The organism is Pseudomonas sp. TWR2-1-1, assembly GCF_049897045.1.
Taxonomy (GTDB): Bacteria; Pseudomonadota; Gammaproteobacteria; order Pseudomonadales; family Pseudomonadaceae; genus Aquipseudomonas; species Aquipseudomonas versuta.
In genome coordinates this window covers 210,749-227,434 of sequence record NZ_JAFCVM010000001.1, presented here as the reverse complement: position 1 = coordinate 227,434, position 16,686 = coordinate 210,749, and the positions used below count along the sequence as shown (strand labels likewise).

The 16,686-nt window shown below is 59.3% G+C and carries 16 protein-coding genes; 6 read left to right on the top strand and 10 right to left on the bottom strand.

What is annotated here, in order from left to right; translation table 11 throughout:
• Positions 1 to 6 precede the first annotated feature (6 nt).
• Positions 7 to 1,917, bottom strand: coding sequence for a 3-dehydroshikimate dehydratase QuiC (quiC, locus tag ACP7BO_RS01130; RefSeq protein WP_426208200.1), 1,911 nt, complete (start codon positions 1,915 to 1,917; stop codon positions 7 to 9).
• A 226-nt stretch (positions 1,918 to 2,143) separates the two neighbouring features.
• On the opposite strand from quiC, the gene ACP7BO_RS01125 reads away from it, so the two are divergent.
• Both ACP7BO_RS01125 and ACP7BO_RS01120 read left to right on the top strand, forming a co-directional pair.
• Positions 2,144 to 3,472, top strand: coding sequence for an MFS transporter (locus tag ACP7BO_RS01125; RefSeq protein WP_426208198.1), 1,329 nt, complete (start codon positions 2,144 to 2,146; stop codon positions 3,470 to 3,472).
• 45 nt (positions 3,473 to 3,517) lie between these two features.
• A complete protein-coding gene (locus tag ACP7BO_RS01120) occupies positions 3,518 to 4,402 on the top strand; it encodes a DMT family transporter (RefSeq protein WP_060690630.1) in 885 nt (294 codons plus the stop codon).
• Between the two features lie 54 nt (positions 4,403 to 4,456).
• Here ACP7BO_RS01120 and pcaG read toward each other — a convergent pair whose 3' ends face one another.
• The 3 genes from pcaG to pcaQ all read right to left on the bottom strand — a co-directional run bounded on the left by pcaG (position 4,457) and on the right by pcaQ (position 6,931).
• Positions 4,457 to 5,062: a protocatechuate 3,4-dioxygenase subunit alpha gene (pcaG, locus tag ACP7BO_RS01115; RefSeq protein ID WP_397455708.1), complete on the bottom strand. Its 606-nt coding sequence runs from the start codon at positions 5,060 to 5,062 to the stop codon at positions 4,457 to 4,459.
• A gap of 11 nt (positions 5,063 to 5,073) precedes the next feature.
• Positions 5,074 to 5,793, bottom strand: a complete 720-nt coding sequence (gene pcaH, locus ACP7BO_RS01110; protein WP_060690628.1) for a protocatechuate 3,4-dioxygenase subunit beta — start codon at positions 5,791 to 5,793, stop codon at positions 5,074 to 5,076.
• 208 nt (positions 5,794 to 6,001) lie between these two features.
• Entirely contained in the window at positions 6,002 to 6,931 is a 930-nt protein-coding gene (gene pcaQ, locus ACP7BO_RS01105) for a pca operon transcription factor PcaQ (protein ID WP_426208194.1), read from the bottom strand.
• 253 nt (positions 6,932 to 7,184) lie between these two features.
• On the opposite strand from pcaQ, the gene ypfJ reads away from it, so the two are divergent.
• Together ypfJ and ACP7BO_RS01095 are read left to right on the top strand one after the other, a co-directional pair.
• Positions 7,185 to 8,078 carry a KPN_02809 family neutral zinc metallopeptidase gene (gene ypfJ, locus ACP7BO_RS01100; protein ID WP_426208192.1) on the top strand — a complete coding sequence of 298 codons (894 nt, stop codon included), beginning with the start codon at positions 7,185 to 7,187 and terminating at the stop codon, positions 8,076 to 8,078.
• Entirely contained in the window at positions 8,079 to 9,065 is a 987-nt protein-coding gene (locus tag ACP7BO_RS01095) for an alpha/beta hydrolase (RefSeq protein WP_426208191.1), read from the top strand.
• A gap of 71 nt (positions 9,066 to 9,136) precedes the next feature.
• On the opposite strand, the gene ACP7BO_RS01090 is transcribed toward ACP7BO_RS01095, so the two are convergent.
• From ACP7BO_RS01090 to ACP7BO_RS01070, 5 genes are all read right to left on the bottom strand, one after another.
• Positions 9,137 to 9,970, bottom strand: a complete 834-nt coding sequence (locus tag ACP7BO_RS01090; protein WP_426208189.1) for an IS3 family transposase — start codon at positions 9,968 to 9,970, stop codon at positions 9,137 to 9,139.
• Entirely contained in the window at positions 9,967 to 10,263 is a 297-nt protein-coding gene (locus ACP7BO_RS01085) for a transposase (RefSeq protein WP_426208187.1), read from the bottom strand. The genes ACP7BO_RS01090 and ACP7BO_RS01085 overlap by 4 nt, the downstream gene beginning before the upstream one ends.
• A gap of 372 nt (positions 10,264 to 10,635) precedes the next feature.
• The gene (locus tag ACP7BO_RS01080) at positions 10,636 to 11,226 is read right to left on the bottom strand and encodes an HAD family hydrolase (RefSeq protein WP_397455704.1); all 591 of its coding nucleotides are present in this window, start codon (positions 11,224 to 11,226) and stop codon (positions 10,636 to 10,638) included.
• Positions 11,223 to 12,092, bottom strand: coding sequence for an acyl-CoA thioesterase II (tesB, locus tag ACP7BO_RS01075; RefSeq protein ID WP_397455703.1), 870 nt, complete (start codon positions 12,090 to 12,092; stop codon positions 11,223 to 11,225). The genes ACP7BO_RS01080 and tesB overlap by 4 nt, the downstream gene beginning before the upstream one ends.
• A gap of 86 nt (positions 12,093 to 12,178) precedes the next feature.
• The gene (locus ACP7BO_RS01070; protein ID WP_426208184.1) at positions 12,179 to 12,748 is read right to left on the bottom strand and encodes a GNAT family N-acetyltransferase; all 570 of its coding nucleotides are present in this window, start codon (positions 12,746 to 12,748) and stop codon (positions 12,179 to 12,181) included.
• Positions 12,749 to 12,838: 90 nt separating this feature from the next.
• Between ACP7BO_RS01070 and ACP7BO_RS01065 the strand changes: the two genes are divergently transcribed.
• Together ACP7BO_RS01065 and ACP7BO_RS01060 are read left to right on the top strand one after the other, a co-directional pair.
• The gene (locus ACP7BO_RS01065) at positions 12,839 to 13,759 is read left to right on the top strand and encodes a histone deacetylase family protein (RefSeq protein ID WP_426208182.1); all 921 of its coding nucleotides are present in this window, start codon (positions 12,839 to 12,841) and stop codon (positions 13,757 to 13,759) included.
• Between the two features lie 266 nt (positions 13,760 to 14,025).
• Positions 14,026 to 15,261, top strand: coding sequence for a TIGR03862 family flavoprotein (locus ACP7BO_RS01060; RefSeq protein WP_426208180.1), 1,236 nt, complete (start codon positions 14,026 to 14,028; stop codon positions 15,259 to 15,261).
• Positions 15,262 to 15,314: 53 nt separating this feature from the next.
• Here ACP7BO_RS01060 and ACP7BO_RS01055 read toward each other — a convergent pair whose 3' ends face one another.
• Positions 15,315 to 16,652: a DEAD/DEAH box helicase gene (locus tag ACP7BO_RS01055; RefSeq protein ID WP_426208178.1), complete on the bottom strand. Its 1,338-nt coding sequence runs from the start codon at positions 16,650 to 16,652 to the stop codon at positions 15,315 to 15,317.
• Between the last annotated feature and the right edge of the window lie 34 nt (positions 16,653 to 16,686).

The following is a 16,686-nucleotide window of genomic DNA, read 5'->3' as shown; positions in this document are numbered from 1 at the left end:
CCCGACCTATAACTTGGCCTGACGCGCGGCACCACTGCGGGACTTGGCCATCGCCGCCAACCTGACGGGAACGTTGGCCGCGCCATAGCCGGCATACCCGTTTTTGCGCTGCAGCAACTCAAAGAAGAAACGCCCGGCAAAAGGCTCGGTGTACACGTGAAACAGTTCACCGCCCTGGGCATCACGGTCGTACAACACGTTGAAATAGGCCAGCTCGCTCAAAAACTCATCATCAAAATCAAAGCGCGCCGCCAGATCGTCGTAGTAGTTGAGCGGGATATCCAGCAGCGGTACGCCCGCAGATTTGGCACGGCTGACCTCGGCAAACAGGTCGTCACACTCGAATGCGATGTGATGTACGCCGGAGCCGCGATAACTCGACAAAGCATGTGAGATCGCGGTGTTTCTATTCTCGGAAATATTCAGCGGCAAGCGAATGGAGCTGCATCGGCTACGCAATGCCCGGCTTTTGACCAGACCATAGGGGTCAGGCAGTACCACTTCGTCATCGGCTTCAAAGTCCAGCAGGCCTTTATAGAACAGTACCCAACTGTCGAGGCTGTCCGCCGGTAACGCCATGGCCATGTGGTCAATGCGTTTGAGCCCGCCTTGCGCAGCAGGGACCGCCGTGAGGTTGAAGTCGGACTGGTACAGCGGGTTGCCTGCAGCGTCCTGGTCCACCAGATAAATCAGACTGCCATCCGGCGCCCGCACGGCCGCCAGTTCCAGCTCGTTGGGGCCGACCAGCCCGCGATACGGCTGGCCTTTGTAGGCCACGGCGCGGGCCAGTGCGCTGGTGCTGTCCTGTACCCGTATGGCGGTGGCGCACAACGAAGGCCCGTGGGCCTCGAAAAAGTTGTGTGCAAACGAGTAAGGCTCAGCATTGAGAATCAGATTGATATCGCCCTGGCGCAACAAGCTGACATTTTTCGAGCGATGCTGACCGGCCTTGCTGAAGCCCAGACGCTCAAACCATTGCGTCAACTGGGCGCCCTGACTGTCATCCACGGCAAATTCGAGAAACTCGATGCCGTCGTAGTCACTCGCCTTTGGCGGCGCGAATAACGGCTCCAGCAGCGTTGCCGGTTCGCCCTGGAGAGCCAGACGCTCACGGGTTTTTTCTTCGAGATACAGCAGCGAGCGAAAACCGTCAGCGGCATTGGCCCGGGTAGGCGCCGCGCGAAAGCCGTCATTGAAAATTTCCAGCGACAAGGGACCTGTGTAGCCACTCTGAATGATCGGCGCCAAAAAGCCCGGCAGGTCGAACTCGCCCTGCCCCGGGAAGCAGCGGAAATGACGGCTCCACTCCAGCACGTCCATCGCCAGCACGGGCGCATCGGCCATCTGCACGAAGAAGATCTTGTCACCCGGGATCTGCGCAATGGCACTCGGATCCCCCTTGAGCGACAAGGTGTGGAAGCTGTCGAGCAAAACACCCAGGCTCGGATGGTCGATCTGACGCACCAGGTCCCAGACCTGTTGCCAGGTATTCACGTGACGCCCCCATGCCAGGGCCTCGTAGCCGATACGTAAATTGCGCGCACCGGCGCGTTCGGCGAGCAGGCTCAGGTCATCCAGCAGAATCTGCCGCTCGCCCACGGAATCGGCAGCGGCGTTACTGCACACCAGCACCAGGTCGGTGCCCAGTTCCTGCATCAAATCGAATTTGCGTTCGGCACGGTCAAGGTTGCGTGCCAGGCGGTCGCGGCGGCAGCCTTCAAAATCGCGAAAGGGCTGGAACAGGCTGATGGCCAGGCCCAGGTCTGCACATATCTGGCGCACCTCGCGCGGGCTGCCGTCATAATAAAGCAGGTCGTTTTCAAAGATTTCGACCCCGTCAAAACCTGCCGCCGCAATGGCATCCAGCTTCTCCGGCAAGGTGCCGCTCAAAGAAACAGTGGCAATCGAACGCTTCATTTTTAACTCCCGGAATTGGCACAGGCTGCAGACGACAGTATTTCTTGATGGCCTGATTATTAAGGGCGCCCTATTATTGAGCAATCGCTGTGTACCAAACAGTTAGTTTTGCGTGCGATTATCGAACACTATGGCCTATCTCGAATTGACGACTTTTTATCCAGTCGCCACCATCGATCCAGCACTGGCATCACCCATAACAATTCCAAGAAACGGATAAACAACCATGGTCCCTTCTCAGACTGCACGTACCAAGCCTGCCCAAGGTCCACATGCGGGTATCGGCGACAAGATCCGCAGCACCATGGCGCTCGGCAAGACCCGCTGGGGCATGCTCGCACTGGTGTTTTTCGCCACCACCCTGAACTTCATCGACCGCGCCGCCCTGGGCGTGATGCAACCGATTCTGGCCAAAGAAATGAGCTGGACGGCGATGGACTACGCCAACATCAATTTCTGGTTTCAGGTGGGCTACGCCATCGGCTTCGTCCTGCAAGGGCGCCTGATCGACCGGGTGGGCGTAAAACGCGTGTTCTTCTGCGCCGTATTGCTCTGGAGCCTGGCCACGGGCGCCCATGGCCTGGCCACGTCGGCCGCGGGCTTCATGATCTGCCGCTTTATTCTCGGTTTGACCGAAGCAGCCAACTATCCGGCCTGCGTCAAGACCACGCGCCTGTGGTTTCCGGCCAGCGAACGGGCAGTGGCCAGCGGCATATTCAACGCCGGGACCAACGTTGGGGCCATGTTTACGCCGATGCTGTTGCCACTGGTGCTGCATGTATGGGGCTGGCAAGCCGCCTTCTTGTGCATGGCCGCACTGGGCGGTATCTGGCTGATCTTCTGGGGGTTGAAGTACTACAACCCTGAAGATCATCCGACTGTGTCCAAAGAGGAACTGAACTACATCCAGCAAGAAAAAGAGCCGGAGCAGACCACCGTTTCTTTTGCCACCATCCTCAAGATGCGGGGCACCTGGGCATTTGCCTTGTCCTACGCCATGACGGCACCTGTGTTCTGGTTCTATCTTTACTGGCTGCCGCCCTTCCTCAACCAGCAGTACAACCTGGGGATCAGCGTCACGCAGATGGGTATCCCGCTGATCATCATCTACATCACCGCTGACTTCGGCAGCGTCGGCGGCGGGATTCTGTCTTCGGTACTGATCAAGCGCGGCATGGCGGCGGTCAAGGCACGCCTGGTTTCAATGCTGTTGTGTGCGATCGCCATCATTGGCGTGGTGATGGCCGCAGGCTCCAGCCAGCTGTGGGTGGCTGTCGGCGCAATTGCCCTGGCACTCGGCGCGCACCAGGCCTGGACGGCCAACGTATGGAGCATGGTGATGGACTACACGCCCAAACACATGATGGGCACCGTGTTCGGCTTTGGCGGGATGTGTGCCGCCATTGGCGGGATGTTCATGACCCAGTTCGTGGGCTATGTACTGACCGTCACCAACAACAATTACACATTGTTGTTCACTATGATTCCGGCTATGTACTTCATTGCGTTAGTGTGGATGTACTTCATGGCTCCGCGAAAAATCCCACACGTATAGAAAGCGGGCCAGACCTCCCCACGCAGCGACAGATTGAGGTATTTGATGACAATGCCCACCCCCCTTTCAGGGGTTAACCAGCCTTTGAAAGGCATCCTGCTGATTGTGGCGGCCACGGCCCTGTTCTCCAGTCACGACGCACTGTCCAAGTACCTCAGTGGTTTTTATCCGGTCGTGATGGTGGTGTGGGCCCGTTATCTGGTGCACACCCTGCTGATGGCTGGGATTTTCCTGCCGCAGTCCGGGCTGCGGGTCTTACGTAGCAAGCGCCCTTTGCTACAGGTCTTGCGGGCAATATGCCTGCTGGGGTCAGGGTTGTTTTTTACCTACGGCCTGCTGTTTATTCCGTTGGCCGAAAACACCGCGGTTAACTTTCTGGCGCCGCTGCTGGTGGCTGCATTGTCCGGGCCGTTGCTGGGCGAGAAAGTTTCACTCGGCCAATGGCTGGCCGTGGTCTGCGGGTTTATCGGCGTGGTGATCATCATTCATCCGGGCGGCGAGTTATTCACCCCGGCGGTGTTGTTACCGATGGCGGCAGCGTTGTGTTTTAGCTGCTATCAGATTCTCACCCGCAAACTCAGCGCGTATGACAGCCCGACGACCAGCAACTTCTTTGCCGGGCTATTCAATGTGCTGGTGATGAGCGCGCTGGTGCCGTTCTTCTGGCACACCCCGACCCTGGCGCATGGCCTGCAGATGCTTGCTCTGGGCGCTTTTGGCATGACGGCACACTTGCTGTTGACCCAGTCTTTTCGCGTCGCGGCCCCGGCACTGCTGGCGCCGTTCAGCTATTGCCAGATCGTGTTTTCCGGGATATTGGGCTGGTTACTTTTTGATCACACACCTGACTTCACTACCCGTATCGGCATCGCCATTATCTGCATCAGCGGCCTGGCGGCGGCCTTGCAGCAACGCCGCGCACGCGCCTGAATATTCTTCTGTAGGAGCGAGCTTGCTCGCGAGCAAGCTCGCTCCTACAGGGCTTTAGAAGTCGAAAAACACCGTTTCGTTTGGCCCCTGCAGGTAGATATCAAACCGGTAGGCCGGCTTGCCATCGACTTCGCAACGCCGGGCTATCAGGGTTTCGCGACGCTGCGGTTGCTCGATCAGGTTGAGCACCGGGCATTTGCCATTGGCCTCAGGCTCGTCGCTGAAGTACAGGCGGGTTTGCAGGTGGATGTTGATGCCCCGGGCAAACAGCGACACGTTGATGTGCGGCGCCATGGGCACGCCAGCTGCGTTCTTTACCACCCCAGGCTTGATGGTATTGAGGGTCCACTCACCGGCATCAAAGGTGGTGGCGGTACGACCAAAGCTGTTGAAGGCTTTTTCCGAGTCAAAGTCTTCGTCGTAAACCCCTTCATGGTTGGCTTGCCACAGTTCCAGAAATGAATCGCGCACCAGGTGTCCGTTACCGTCGTGCACGTTGCCTAGCAACAGGATGTGCTCGCCCGGCGCGCCGGGTTTGGCCATCTCGCTCCAGATTTCCACTGGGCGTGCCGGGTTGCCGGCCGCGGCCAGTGCCAGGCCGATATGTACATAGGGGCCAGCCGTTTGCGATGGGGTTTCCTGCAGCAGTTCGATAGGCATGACGAAGCTCCTCAGCAGTTTTCGAAGTGTGTCTTGCGCTGACCGCGCAGCACGATATCAAAGCGATATGCCAGGCAATCCATTGGATTGGCAGCGCCCATGTCCAGCCGTGCAATCAGGCTTTGCACGGCATCCGGATTGGTAATCGACTTGACGATCGGGCACATAGGGATCAGCGGATCCCCCTCGAAATACAGCTGGGTAATCAGGCGCGTCGCGATCGAAGGACCGCTGATGGAGACGTGGATGTGCGCCGGGCGCCAGTCGTTGGGCCCGTTACGCCAAGGATACGGTCCCGGTTTTACGGTCCGAAAACTGTAATAGCCCTGGCTGTCGGTCAGGGTACGGCCCACGCCACCAAAGTTGGGGTCCAGGGGCGCCAGGTAACGGTCGTTCTTGTGGCGATAACGGCCACCGGCGTTGGCTTGCCACATCTCGACCAGAGTGTGGGGAATCGGCTTGCCGTACTGATCGCATACGCGGCCCGACAACAGAATCCGCTCGCCCACCGGCAAACCGCCATTGTTGAAGTTGAGCAGCAGATCGTTGTCAAACTTGCCCAATTGAAGATGGGAAAAGTCAGGACCACTGGTTTCACTGACCGATTGCGGGATGCTCACCAGTGCCTGGCGCGGCGAACGGGCAATGGAGGTTTTGTAATCAGGGGTCAGCGCTTTGGGGTGCCAGTTGCGGTCACGGATGACAAAACGCCGGCTGTCTGCATCAGACATGTCGATCTCCTGTTGTTTTTATAAAGGCCATGCCCCCGCCCTTGTGTAGGAGCTAGCTTGCTCGCGAGCTCTTCGCGGCCATATTTAAAAGCTCGCGAGCAAGCTCGCTCCTACAAAGGTCAGGGCGGAGCAGGCAGGTAATGGCCAGTTTCAAACAACAGGCAGGTGGGGACTACTGAAAAGGCATCCTCAACCCATAACCATATGGTTATGGATAAACACCTTCGCAATAGGCCTGCCCCAACTCGCGCAGCACTTCGACACAGCCCTGTGCAGCCACCGACATTGGCACATGGGCGTTGCTGCAAATACCGATCGAGCCACCCGGTTCGCGCTGGCCGAGGTCGACTTCTTGCAGCTCACCACTTGCCAGATCCAGGCGCACGGCGTCCAGCGGCGCAATCCAGACCGCATCGTTATCCAGCACATAACGGCGGCTCAGGCTAATCGACAGGGTCTCCAGACGCTGACGGGACTGGCTGATGCCGCACTGTACGAACAGGCTGTCGGCAAAGGCACGGATGGTGGTATTGGCCAGTGGCAGGACCAGCGGGTAGTTTTCCAGCAAGCTGCGATCCAGCGGCGATTGCGTCAGCGGGTGGCCAGCACGCACCACCAGGGTCATGGATTCGCTGTAAAGATGTTCAAAATTCATCCCCTGGATTTCCGGGCTGTCCGTCATCCGCCCCACCACCAGATCGACATCCCCTACCCGTAACTGCGACAACAGGTACGCGCTCGGCCCCGTCACCACGCTCACCACCAGCGACAAATGCCGCGCATGCAGGCGGCGCACCAGCTCGGGTATCAGCAGACTTTCAACGGTCGACAACACCCCCAGGCGTACCGTCCCGCCCGCGTACTCGCCACCGCGCAAGGCATTGACCCCTTCGCGCAACGCCTGCACCGATGGCGTCGCATACCGCAGGAATGCCACACCGGCCTCGGTCAGGGTTATTCCGGATTTACTGCGTACAAACAGGCTGACCGTCAACAGCTCTTCGAGCTCCTTGAGGGTTTTTGACATGGCCGGCTGACTCACTGCCAGCACATCCGCCGCCCGCGCCAGGCTGCCCTGACGTGCCATCTCCAGAAAGCACACCAGGTGCCGGTATTTGATGCGGGTATCAATGTTCACAAGGCTGACAACTCGGGGCGGGGACAGGCCGTATTCAACCACTTCAGCGCGGGGCCCGGAACTCTATTCAGGCACTGGCGGTCTTTTTGCCGGGCCGGGCTAATCTGTCAGCCGTGCCGGCACCTGCTTTTGCAGTGCCTGGCGCGGTAACTGCCATACTCCTTGCGCACTGAACAGGCGTCTGACAACCGGGCTGGTGAAGCCCCTGTTCAGCAACAACACTTATCAACAGGATTTATCAGAGGATTGCCCCATGCTTTGGAAAAAAGGCCGACGCAGCGACAACGTGGAAGACGTGCGTGATCAAAGCACCGGGGGCGGGGGCGGGATGCGCATTGGCGGTGGCAAAGGCCTGAGCCTGATGGCGGTAGTGGTGATTGTCGGGATCGGCTTGTTGACCGGCCAGGACCCGATGCAGATTCTCGGGCAACTCAGCGGCCAGCTCACCGACCAGTCCTCGCCCCAGGTCACTCAGCAAGCCGGGCATGCGCCGCCAGCCAATGATCAACAAGCCGACTTCGTGCGCGCGGTGCTGGGCGATACCGAAGACACCTGGCGTCAGATTTTTCAACAGGCCGGACGCACCTATAAAGACCCGACACTGGTGCTGTTTCGCGGCCAGGTAAATTCCGCCTGCGGCTTTGCTTCTGCAGCCACCGGGCCGTTTTATTGCCCGGCAGATCAAAAGGTTTACCTGGACATGAGTTTCTTCCAGGAAATGTCCCAGCGCTTCAAGGCCGGTGGCGACTTCGCCCAGGCCTATGTAATCGCCCATGAGGTCGGCCATCACGTGCAGACCCTGCTGGGCATCTCGTCAAAAATGCAAATGGCCCGTCAACAAGGCAAGCGCATGGAAGGTGCAGGTGGCTTGCTGGTGCGCCAGGAATTGCAAGCCGACTGCCTGGCAGGAGTTTGGGCCAACCATGCACAAAAACGTCTGAACTGGCTGGAGCCCGGGGATATCGAGCAAGCCCTGAACGCCGCCAATGCCATCGGCGATGACCGCCTGCAGCAACAAAGCCAGGGCCGCGTGGTGCCGGACTCCTTTACCCACGGTACGTCGGCGCAACGGGTGAAGTGGTTCAAGACCGGTTTCGCGCAGGGTGATGTCAACCAGTGCAACACCTTCTCGGCAGCGAAGCTTTAAGTGGGACCGCGTCTGATCGCTTCGATACTTGGACTGCTGATTGTCTGTAGCGGGGCTCAGGCAGCAGAGCACGGGGTCAGGGAGCTGAGCCCCGGGCATCTGAACACCGGCGCCGGCCAGCTGGGTATCGGGTTGAGCCAGGACTGGCAGCAGCCCCTCCCCCACATGCAGCGGGCACTGATTGTAATTCATGGCCGTTTGCGCAATGCCCAGACCTACTTGCACAGCGTTGAAAAGGCGGCGACGCAGGCCGGGCAGTTATCCACAACCCTGATCATCGCTCCGCAGTTTCTGAATGAAAGCGATGCTGCTCGCCATAGCCTGCCTGCCGACACATTGCGCTGGCACGCCAATGACTGGATGGGCGGTGCACCTGCCACAAGCCCGATGCCGCTCAGTTCTTACGCGGCGCTGGACCAAATCCTGGAACGTCTCAATGACCGTAAACGCTACCCTGCCCTGCGCGAGGTAGTGGTTGCCGGACACTCGGGAGGCGCGCAGGTGGTGCAGCGCTACGCGCTGACAACCCGGGCTGATCAGGCATTGCAGGCCAATGGCATCAAGGTGCGGTATGTAATTGCCAACCCTTCGTCTTACGCGTATTTCAACGCGCAACGACCGGTTCCTGCCTTCGATCCTGCCAGTTGCCCAGGCTTCAATACCTGGAAGTACGGGCTCAAGGAGTTGCCCGCCTATGCCAAGGTGGAACCCCCCCAGCAACTTGAGCAGGCCTACGTGGGGCGAGACATCACTTACTTGCTCGGCGCCGAGGATATCGACCCCAACCACCCGGCCCTCGACAAGCGTTGCGAAGCCGAGGCCCAGGGCGCGTTCAGGCTGGTGCGGGGCAAGAACTACTTCGAGTATCTGACCCGGCGTCATCCACAGGGCCTCAATCAGCGACTGATTGAAGTCCCCGGGGTCGGGCACAACGGCGACCGGATGTTCACCTCGCCCGAGGGGCAGAAGGTGTTGTTCGGCGAGTAGCCTTCCTCCCCAGAAACCTGTAGGAGCGAGCTTGTAGTGGTCCAGTTTTTTTGGACCATCACGTAGGAGTATTAGGCCGCCATTTGCTCAAAAGTAACTGGCGGCAGGTTATTCGAGGCTGAGTGACAGCGTCGGTGGTTGTAATGGGCAATAAAGTCCATCACGTCCCGCTCTGCCTCGAAATGATTTTGGTAGCCGTTTTCCGGTGACCAGTCGTGCTTCTGTGATCTGAAATAGCGCTCAACGACTGCGTTATCCCAGCAATTACCGCGTCGACTCATACTCTGCACAATCTTCTTTTCAGCCAGATATTTTACGAAGCGCTCAGCGGTGTATTGGCAGCCCTGGTCCGAGTGAAAAACCAGCTCAGATGCAGGACGGCGCAGGCCTACCGCCAGTTGCAGCGCCCTGAGTGAAAGCTCAGCATCGGCCGTTCTCGAAAATGCCCAGCCCACAATCCTGCGCGAAAAAAGGTCCATGACAACCGCCAAATACAGCCAACTTGCACCGACCCGTATGTAAGTAATGTCCCCTGCCCAGAAGGTGTTCGGTGCCGTAGGGTTAAAGCGGCGGGCAAGAACATTAGGCGCGATGTTGGAGGGCTTGGTTGCTCGCCGATAGTGAGCGTACCGCGCACGCCGCCTGACCAGCCCGAGACTTTTCATCAGGCCACGCATTCGATGACGTCCAACTTCCATGCCCTGTTTATTTAACGCTTTACTAAACCCTCGACTACCCAGAGCACCGCGATGTTCTTTATGCAGCTGGAGAATTTTCTTCTCCAACTGACGCTCAATCCTGCGTGGCCGTTTGGGCTGACGTTGCGCGTAATAGCTGCTGCGAGGGACACCCAAAAGGCAGCACAGGTGTCGTACTGACAGGCTGCCCTGGGTGCCCTCGATCATTTTATTCGGCCGAAAAGCGCCTTTAGATGAGAGGGCAACTGCTTTTTTAGGACGTCATTCTCGGCCTCCAGCAGAGCCAACCTGGCCTGAAGCGAATCAATCAGATCCTGATCCTGCGGGCGGGTGGTTTGCGAGGCTCCTACATGCTCCTTGCGCCATCGAGAAACCCACCGGCGTAAAGCGGTAGGCCCTACGCCGGTCTGTTCGCACGCCTTTGGTACGGAGTAGTTCATTTCCACGACCAAGCGAATGGCCTCGGCTTTTTCTTCGGCAGTTACGACCCGAAATCCCATGATGAATCCTTAGGTTGATACTCCTACATCATGGTCCATAAATATTGAGCCACAACAGCTATTCAACGAAGCCACGAAGAGCTCGCGAGACAAGCTCGCTCCTACAGGGTTTGTGCAGTGCAAACATGCGGGAGATAAGGCAGATCGCAGCCCTCTCCGTCCAGGCCGGTAGGCACCACAGGCAGGAGGCTGTAACTGCACCTGTAGGAGCGAGCTTGCTCGCGAGCTTTTCAACGAAGCCGCAAAGAGCTCGCGAGACAAGCTCGCTCCTACAGGGTTTGTGCAGTGCAAACATGCGGGAGATAAGGCAGATCGCAGCCCTCTCCGTCCAGGCCGGTAGGCACCACAGGCAGGAGGCTGCTCCTACAGGGGTCAGGCGATAAGTTGGCGCAGTTCGAAGCAGTCCCGGGCATGCCAGTCGGTCAGTTCCGGCCACGGGTTTTCGGGCACGTTGACCAGTACGGTTTTACTGCCCGCCGCACGACCACAATCCAGGTCAAAACGATAATCCCCGACCATCACCATCTGTGACGGCTCGACCTCCCACGCCCGGGCCAGTTGCAACAGGCCGTCGGGGTCAGGTTTGTGGGCTGCATTGTCGCGGCCGAGCACATCCTGTGGCGCAAAGAATGGCGCCAGCCCAATGGCCTCCAGGGTGATATGCGCCAGCTCCCGGGCATTGCGGGTCAGCACCCCCAGGCGACAACCGCGGGCCGCCAGCTCGCGCACCAGCTCTACCGCGCCGGGCGCAGGAGTTGAGGCCAATGCCAGTTCACGCTCGTGCTCCAGCAACCAGGCGTGCTTGGCTTGCGCTTCGTGCGCAGGCAAGCCGTTGAGGTGGGTCAAAATATCGTCTTGCGCCGGGATATCCAGCGCGCGACGAATCGCAGCAAAGTCATGCACGGCAACGGTCAAAGTGCCGTCCATGTCGAAAACCCAGTGTTTTACATCCTTGAGTGTCATGCCCAGTCCTTGCGATGGCGAATCAAACCTTCTTGTGTAACCGACGCGACCAGCTGGCCTGCGCGGTTATAGACGCTACCGCGGGAGAACCCGCGTGAATTCCCCGCCCACGGGCTGTCCATGGCGTACAGCAACCAGTCATCGGCACGCAGGTCCTGATGGAACCACAGCGCGTGATCAAGGCTGGCAACCTGCATATCCTTTTGCCACACGCCTTTGCCATGGGGCAGCAGCGAGGTGGTCAGCAAACCGAAGTCCGAGGCATAGGCCAGCAGGTATTTGTGCAGCGCCGGCGAGTCAGCCAGTGCGCCATCGGCACGAAACCATACGTACTTGATCGGGTCGGTGATCTTGGGGTTGAACGGGTCTTCGCCCACCACCGGACGAAACTCGATGGGCTTGGCGCACAGCAGCTTTTCACGCATCGATTCGGGGATCAGATGCGCGCGCTGACGGATCATTTCAAGTTCCGAGGGCAGGTTTTCCGGGCCCACCACATCGGGCATCGGGGTCTGGTGCTCAAAGCCGGCTTCGTCGTACTGGAATGATGCACTGCAGGTAAAAATCGGCTGGCCCTTCTGGATCGCGGTCACCCGGCGCGTACTGAAACTGCCGCCGTCACGCACCCGGTCCACCTGATAGACCACCGGCAACCCGGCATCCCCCGGGCGCAAAAAATAGCCGTGCATCGAGTGCACGTGCCGCGCGTCTTCGACTGTCTGGCTCATGGCCGACAACGATTGGCCGAGTACCTGACCGCCGAACAACTGGCGAAAGCCCAGGTCCTGACTGCTGCCGCGAAAGAGGTTCTCTTCGATCGGTTCCAGGGTCAGCAAATTGACCAGATCTTCCAACACTTGGCTCATTCAGATTCTCCTCACACAGAGCAATACCGGCGCAGTCTTGGCTACGCAGGTCAACAAAATTTCGGCTTTCGCCACTCTCCACCTGCTCAGCCGTGCAGGGTTTCCAGCCACTGGGCCCGCGTAATGCGATACAGCACATGTGACCGTAGCGGATGCCCTTCAGGCAGGCGGGGATGTTCAAAGTCGCCGTCAGGATCGTGCTGCATGCCGATCGCCTGCATGACCTTCTGTGAAGGCAGGTTCAGCTGGCTGGTAAATGACACCACCTGATCCAGCGCCAATCGGTCAAAGGCACAGCGCAGCACGGCCCAGGCCGCCTCACTGGCATATCCCAGGCCCCAATGTTGCGGATCCAGACGCCAGCCAATTTCAACTGCCGGGCTGAACGGCGCGTCAAAATTGACATTGAGCAGCCCGGTAAAGCCGATGAAGGCCCCTGTGTCCTTGCGCTCCAGCGCCCACAGCCCGTAGCCGTATTCGGCAAAGTGACCACGAATCCGGCCAATCAGCGCGGCACTTTCGAGACGGCTCAGGGGCGCAGGAAAATAGCGCATCACCTGAGGGTCGGCAGACATCGCAGCGAACTCGGGCAAATCTGTGTAACGCCAGGGACGTAATCGCAAACGGGCACTTTCGAGCTCTTTGATCTGCTCCATCTGTTCTCTCCGATTTGTTACCGGGCTTTTCGAATACCTTGCAGTGTACAGCGCTGTTAATATCAAACGCTCGTTCGGCGCGAAATCCCTATGCCTTTACCTCTGATTTACCACGATGACTACAGTCCCGAGTTCCCGGCGGAGCATCGCTTCCCGATGGATAAATTCCGCCTGTTGCGCGACCACCTGGTCCAGACCGGGCTGACCCGAGATGCCGACTTGCTGCGCCCCGAACTGTGCCCTGTGGATATCCTCGCGCTGGCCCATGACCGTGCCTATATCGAGCGTTACATGGCCGGTGAACTGGCCCGCGAGGACCAGCGACGCCTGGGCCTGCCCTGGAGTGAAGCACTGGCGCGCCGGACCATCCGTGCGGTGGGCGGCTCTTTGCTGGCGGCCGAACAGGCGCTTGAGCACGGGCTGGCCTGTCACCTGGCCGGCGGCACCCATCACGCGCACTACGACCACCCGGCGGGTTTCTGCATCTTCAATGATCTGGCAGTCATCAGCCGCTATTTACTGGAAAGCGGACGGGTAAACCGGGTGTTGATCTTCGATTGCGATGTGCATCAGGGCGATGGCACGGCGCGGATTCTTGAACATACGCCGGATGCAATTACCGTTTCCCTGCACTGCGAAAAGAATTTTCCGGCACGCAAGGCGCAAAGCGACTGGGACATTGGCCTGCCCATGGGCATGGGGGATGCCGAATATCTGCAAGTGGTCGATGAAGCGCTCAATTACCTGCTGCCGCTTTATCAGCCCGATCTGGTGCTGTACGACGCGGGTGTCGATGTTCACCAGGACGATGCCTTGGGTTATTTGAAACTGACCGATGCAGGCGTGGCCGCCCGCGATGAGAGCGTGATGCGCCACTGTCTGGGCCGCGATATACCGGTAGTCGGAGTGATCGGCGGCGGTTACAGCAAAGATCGCAAAGCGCTGGCCCGACGCCACGGGATCCTGCATCACAGTGCGCAGAAGGTCTGGGTGTCTTCCGGCTGCCACTAATTACCCACAATGCCTGTGGAACTGCCTGTGGATAACCTGAGTGAAAGCTCTTGCAGGCCACGTAGTCTATGGGCTGCAGAGAGCTGTATGTTTTTCATACAAACAAATATCCATCTGCTATGGGAGCCGTTCAGCCAGTGATGCAGGCGACGCGGTTCGCTCTATCCAGGCAAGCGCTGCAATCGCTGGCAAGCCAGCTCCCACAGGGCACAGGCGGATTAGTCAGGTAGAATACGCGGCTTATTTCGCCGATTTGCAGCCCCGCCATGACTGAGCCCACCACCTCCCCTTCCCGTCACGTTGCCATTATTGGCGGTGGTCCCGCAGGTCTGATGGCCGCCGAAGTGTTGAGCCGGGCCGGGGTGCGGGTCGATCTGTATGACGCCATGCCTTCGGTGGGACGCAAGTTCCTGCTGGCCGGTGTCGGTGGTATGAACATCACCCATTCCGAAGCCTACCCGGCGTTCCTCTCACGTTATGCAGAGCGGGCACCGCAGATCGCCCCGCTGCTGCGGGCTTTCGATGCACAGGCCTTGTGTCAGTGGATTCACGACCTGGGGATTGAAACCTTTGTCGGCAGTTCTGGGCGGGTGTTCCCCACCGATATGAAAGCCGCGCCCTTGCTGCGCGCATGGCTCAAGCGATTGCGCGAATCCGGGGTAGTTATCCACACCCGCCATCGCTGGCTGGGCTGGCAAGCCGATGGCCAGTTGCGAATCGACAGCCCGGACGGTGAAAAGCAGCTCAAGCCGGATGCGCTGTTACTGGCGCTGGGCGGCGGCAGTTGGGCTCGCCTGGGCTCGGACGGGGCGTGGATGCCGCTTCTGGCCGAGCGCGGGGTGGAACTGGCGCCGCTGCAGCCGAGCAATTGCGGGTTTGATGTGGCGGGCTGGAGCGAAGTGCTGCGCAGCAAATTTGCCGGAGCACCGCTCAAGAACATTGCGATAGGCATGCCCGACAGCCCTGCGCGCCTGGGTGAGTGCGTCATTACCGCCAGCGGTATTGAAGGCAGCCTGATTTATGCCTGGTCGGCGCCGATTCGTGAAGCGATCAATCAACAGGGTGTCGCCACCATTCTGATCGATCTGCTGCCGGGCAAGCCTGTGGATAAAGTTGCCGCAGCACTGGCCAAGCCTCGCGGCTCGCGCTCCATGAGCAAGCATCTGCACAGTCAACTGGGGCTGGACGGGGTGAAAGCCGCGCTGTTGCGCGAACTGGCGCCTGCCGAGTGTTTTGCCGATCCACTGCGACTGGCCCAGGCGATTAAAGGCTTGGCACTGAACCTGATAAACACCCGCCCATTGGACGAGGCCATCAGCAGCGCGGGAGGTGTACGGTTTGAAGCGCTGGATGAAAACCTGATGCTCAAAGCCATGCCGGGGGTGTTCTGCGCGGGTGAAATGCTCGATTGGGAAGCCCCCACCGGCGGCTATTTGCTCACAGGCTGTTTTGCCAGTGGCCGGGCCGCAGGGTTGGGGGTTTTGAGCTGGCTTAAAGCCTGACGCTTGTGGGAGCGGGCTTGCCCGCGACGGCGTCGCGGACAAGCGGGTTTGGCTTACGGCTTGCGCTTGCGCGGGCCGGTGTTGAACACAGGAACTTTACGCACGGGTTTGACCGAAGGTTCAACCGGTGCCGCTTCGCCGCTGTCGACCCATTTGCCCAGGTTGCGCTTGCCGCCACCGCCTGAGGTTTTCGGTTTTTTCGGCTTCTTCGGCTTTTTGATCACCTGACCGGTTGCATCAGTCTCGGGGACCCGGTGCTCCGGCTCGAAATCCTGTTGCTCGTGGCGCGGCAAGGTCTGACGGGTCAGCATCTCGATTGCCGACAACATGTTCACTTCATCGGCGCAGACAAACGAAATCGCTTCGCCCTTCTGACCGGCACGGCCAGTGCGGCCAATGCGGTGAATGTAGTCTTCGGCCACGATCGGCATGTCGAAGTTGATCACCAGCGGCAGGTCTTCAATATCCAGGCCACGGGCGGCAACATCGGTCGCGACCAGGATCTGTACTTCACTGGCCTTGAACCGGTCCAGTGCGCGCTGGCGGGTGGCCTGCGGCTTGTCGCCGTGAATGCCGTCCGCGTTGATGCCCAGGCCTTGCAGCTTGCCCACCAGTTCATCCACACCGTTACGGGTTTTGGCAAACACCAGCACTTGCTTCCACTGCTGGGTGCGCAGCAAATGCAGGAACAGTTCCGGCTTGCGCTTTTTGTCGACCGGAATGATCCACTGTTTGACGCTGCTGGCCGCCACGTTGCGCGGGCTGACTTCGATGCTCAGCGGGTTTTCGAGCATCTGCTCGGCCAACAGGCGGATCGCGTCAGAAAAGGTCGCCGAGAACAGCAGGGTCTGGCGCTTTTTCGGCAACACGCGGTAGATATCACGCAGCTCTTCGGAGAAGCCCAGATCGAGCATGCGGTCCGCTTCGTCGAGGATCAGGGTTTGCAGCTGGGTGAACTTGATCGCTTTCTGGCGATAAAGGTCGAGCAGACGACCCGGCGTTGCCACCAGCACATCAACCCCTTTACGCATTTTCATCATTTGCGGGTTGATGCTGACGCCGCCGTAGACCGCATAGGTGCTCAACGGCAAATGTTCGGCGTACTGGCGAATGCTCTCGTGAACCTGTTCGGCCAGTTCCCGGGTTGGCACCAGCACCAGGGCGCGCACCATGTTACTGGCAACTTTCGGACCTTCCATGGTCAGCGACTGCAGCAGCGGCAGGGCGAAACCGCCCGTTTTGCCGGTGCCGGTCTGGGCTGCGGCCATCAGGTCGCGGCCAGCCAGCACTGCGGGGATCGCTTGGGCCTGAACCGGGGTTGGGGTCTTGTAGCCGAGCGTCTCAAGAGCGCGCAGCAAGGGTTCGATCAGGCCAAGGGTGGCGAATGTCATGGGGATACCGTCGAAAAAGGTCAGCGCAGGGGTG

Coding starts and splice junctions, on each gene's coding strand:
- ACP7BO_RS01070 (WP_426208184.1), bottom strand. CDS start 12,748: ATGGAGCAGATCAAAGAGCTCGAAAGTGCCCGTTTGCGATTACGTCCC.
- ypfJ (WP_426208192.1), top strand. CDS start 7,185: ATGCTTTGGAAAAAAGGCCGACGCAGCGACAACGTGGAAGACGTGCGT.
- ACP7BO_RS01055 (WP_426208178.1), bottom strand. CDS start 16,652: ATGACATTCGCCACCCTTGGCCTGATCGAACCCTTGCTGCGCGCTCTT.
- ACP7BO_RS01120 (WP_060690630.1), top strand. CDS start 3,518: ATGACAATGCCCACCCCCCTTTCAGGGGTTAACCAGCCTTTGAAAGGC.
- pcaG (WP_397455708.1), bottom strand. CDS start 5,062: ATGCCTATCGAACTGCTGCAGGAAACCCCATCGCAAACGGCTGGCCCC.
- ACP7BO_RS01090 (WP_426208189.1), bottom strand. CDS start 9,970: ATGATCGAGGGCACCCAGGGCAGCCTGTCAGTACGACACCTGTGCTGC.
- ACP7BO_RS01080 (WP_397455704.1), bottom strand. CDS start 11,226: ATGACACTCAAGGATGTAAAACACTGGGTTTTCGACATGGACGGCACT.
- ACP7BO_RS01125 (WP_426208198.1), top strand. CDS start 2,144: ATGGTCCCTTCTCAGACTGCACGTACCAAGCCTGCCCAAGGTCCACAT.
- ACP7BO_RS01060 (WP_426208180.1), top strand. CDS start 14,026: ATGACTGAGCCCACCACCTCCCCTTCCCGTCACGTTGCCATTATTGGC.
- quiC (WP_426208200.1), bottom strand. CDS start 1,917: ATGAAGCGTTCGATTGCCACTGTTTCTTTGAGCGGCACCTTGCCGGAG.
- pcaH (WP_060690628.1), bottom strand. CDS start 5,793: ATGTCTGATGCAGACAGCCGGCGTTTTGTCATCCGTGACCGCAACTGG.
- ACP7BO_RS01065 (WP_426208182.1), top strand. CDS start 12,839: ATGCCTTTACCTCTGATTTACCACGATGACTACAGTCCCGAGTTCCCG.
- ACP7BO_RS01085 (WP_426208187.1), bottom strand. CDS start 10,263: ATGGGATTTCGGGTCGTAACTGCCGAAGAAAAAGCCGAGGCCATTCGC.
- tesB (WP_397455703.1), bottom strand. CDS start 12,092: ATGAGCCAAGTGTTGGAAGATCTGGTCAATTTGCTGACCCTGGAACCG.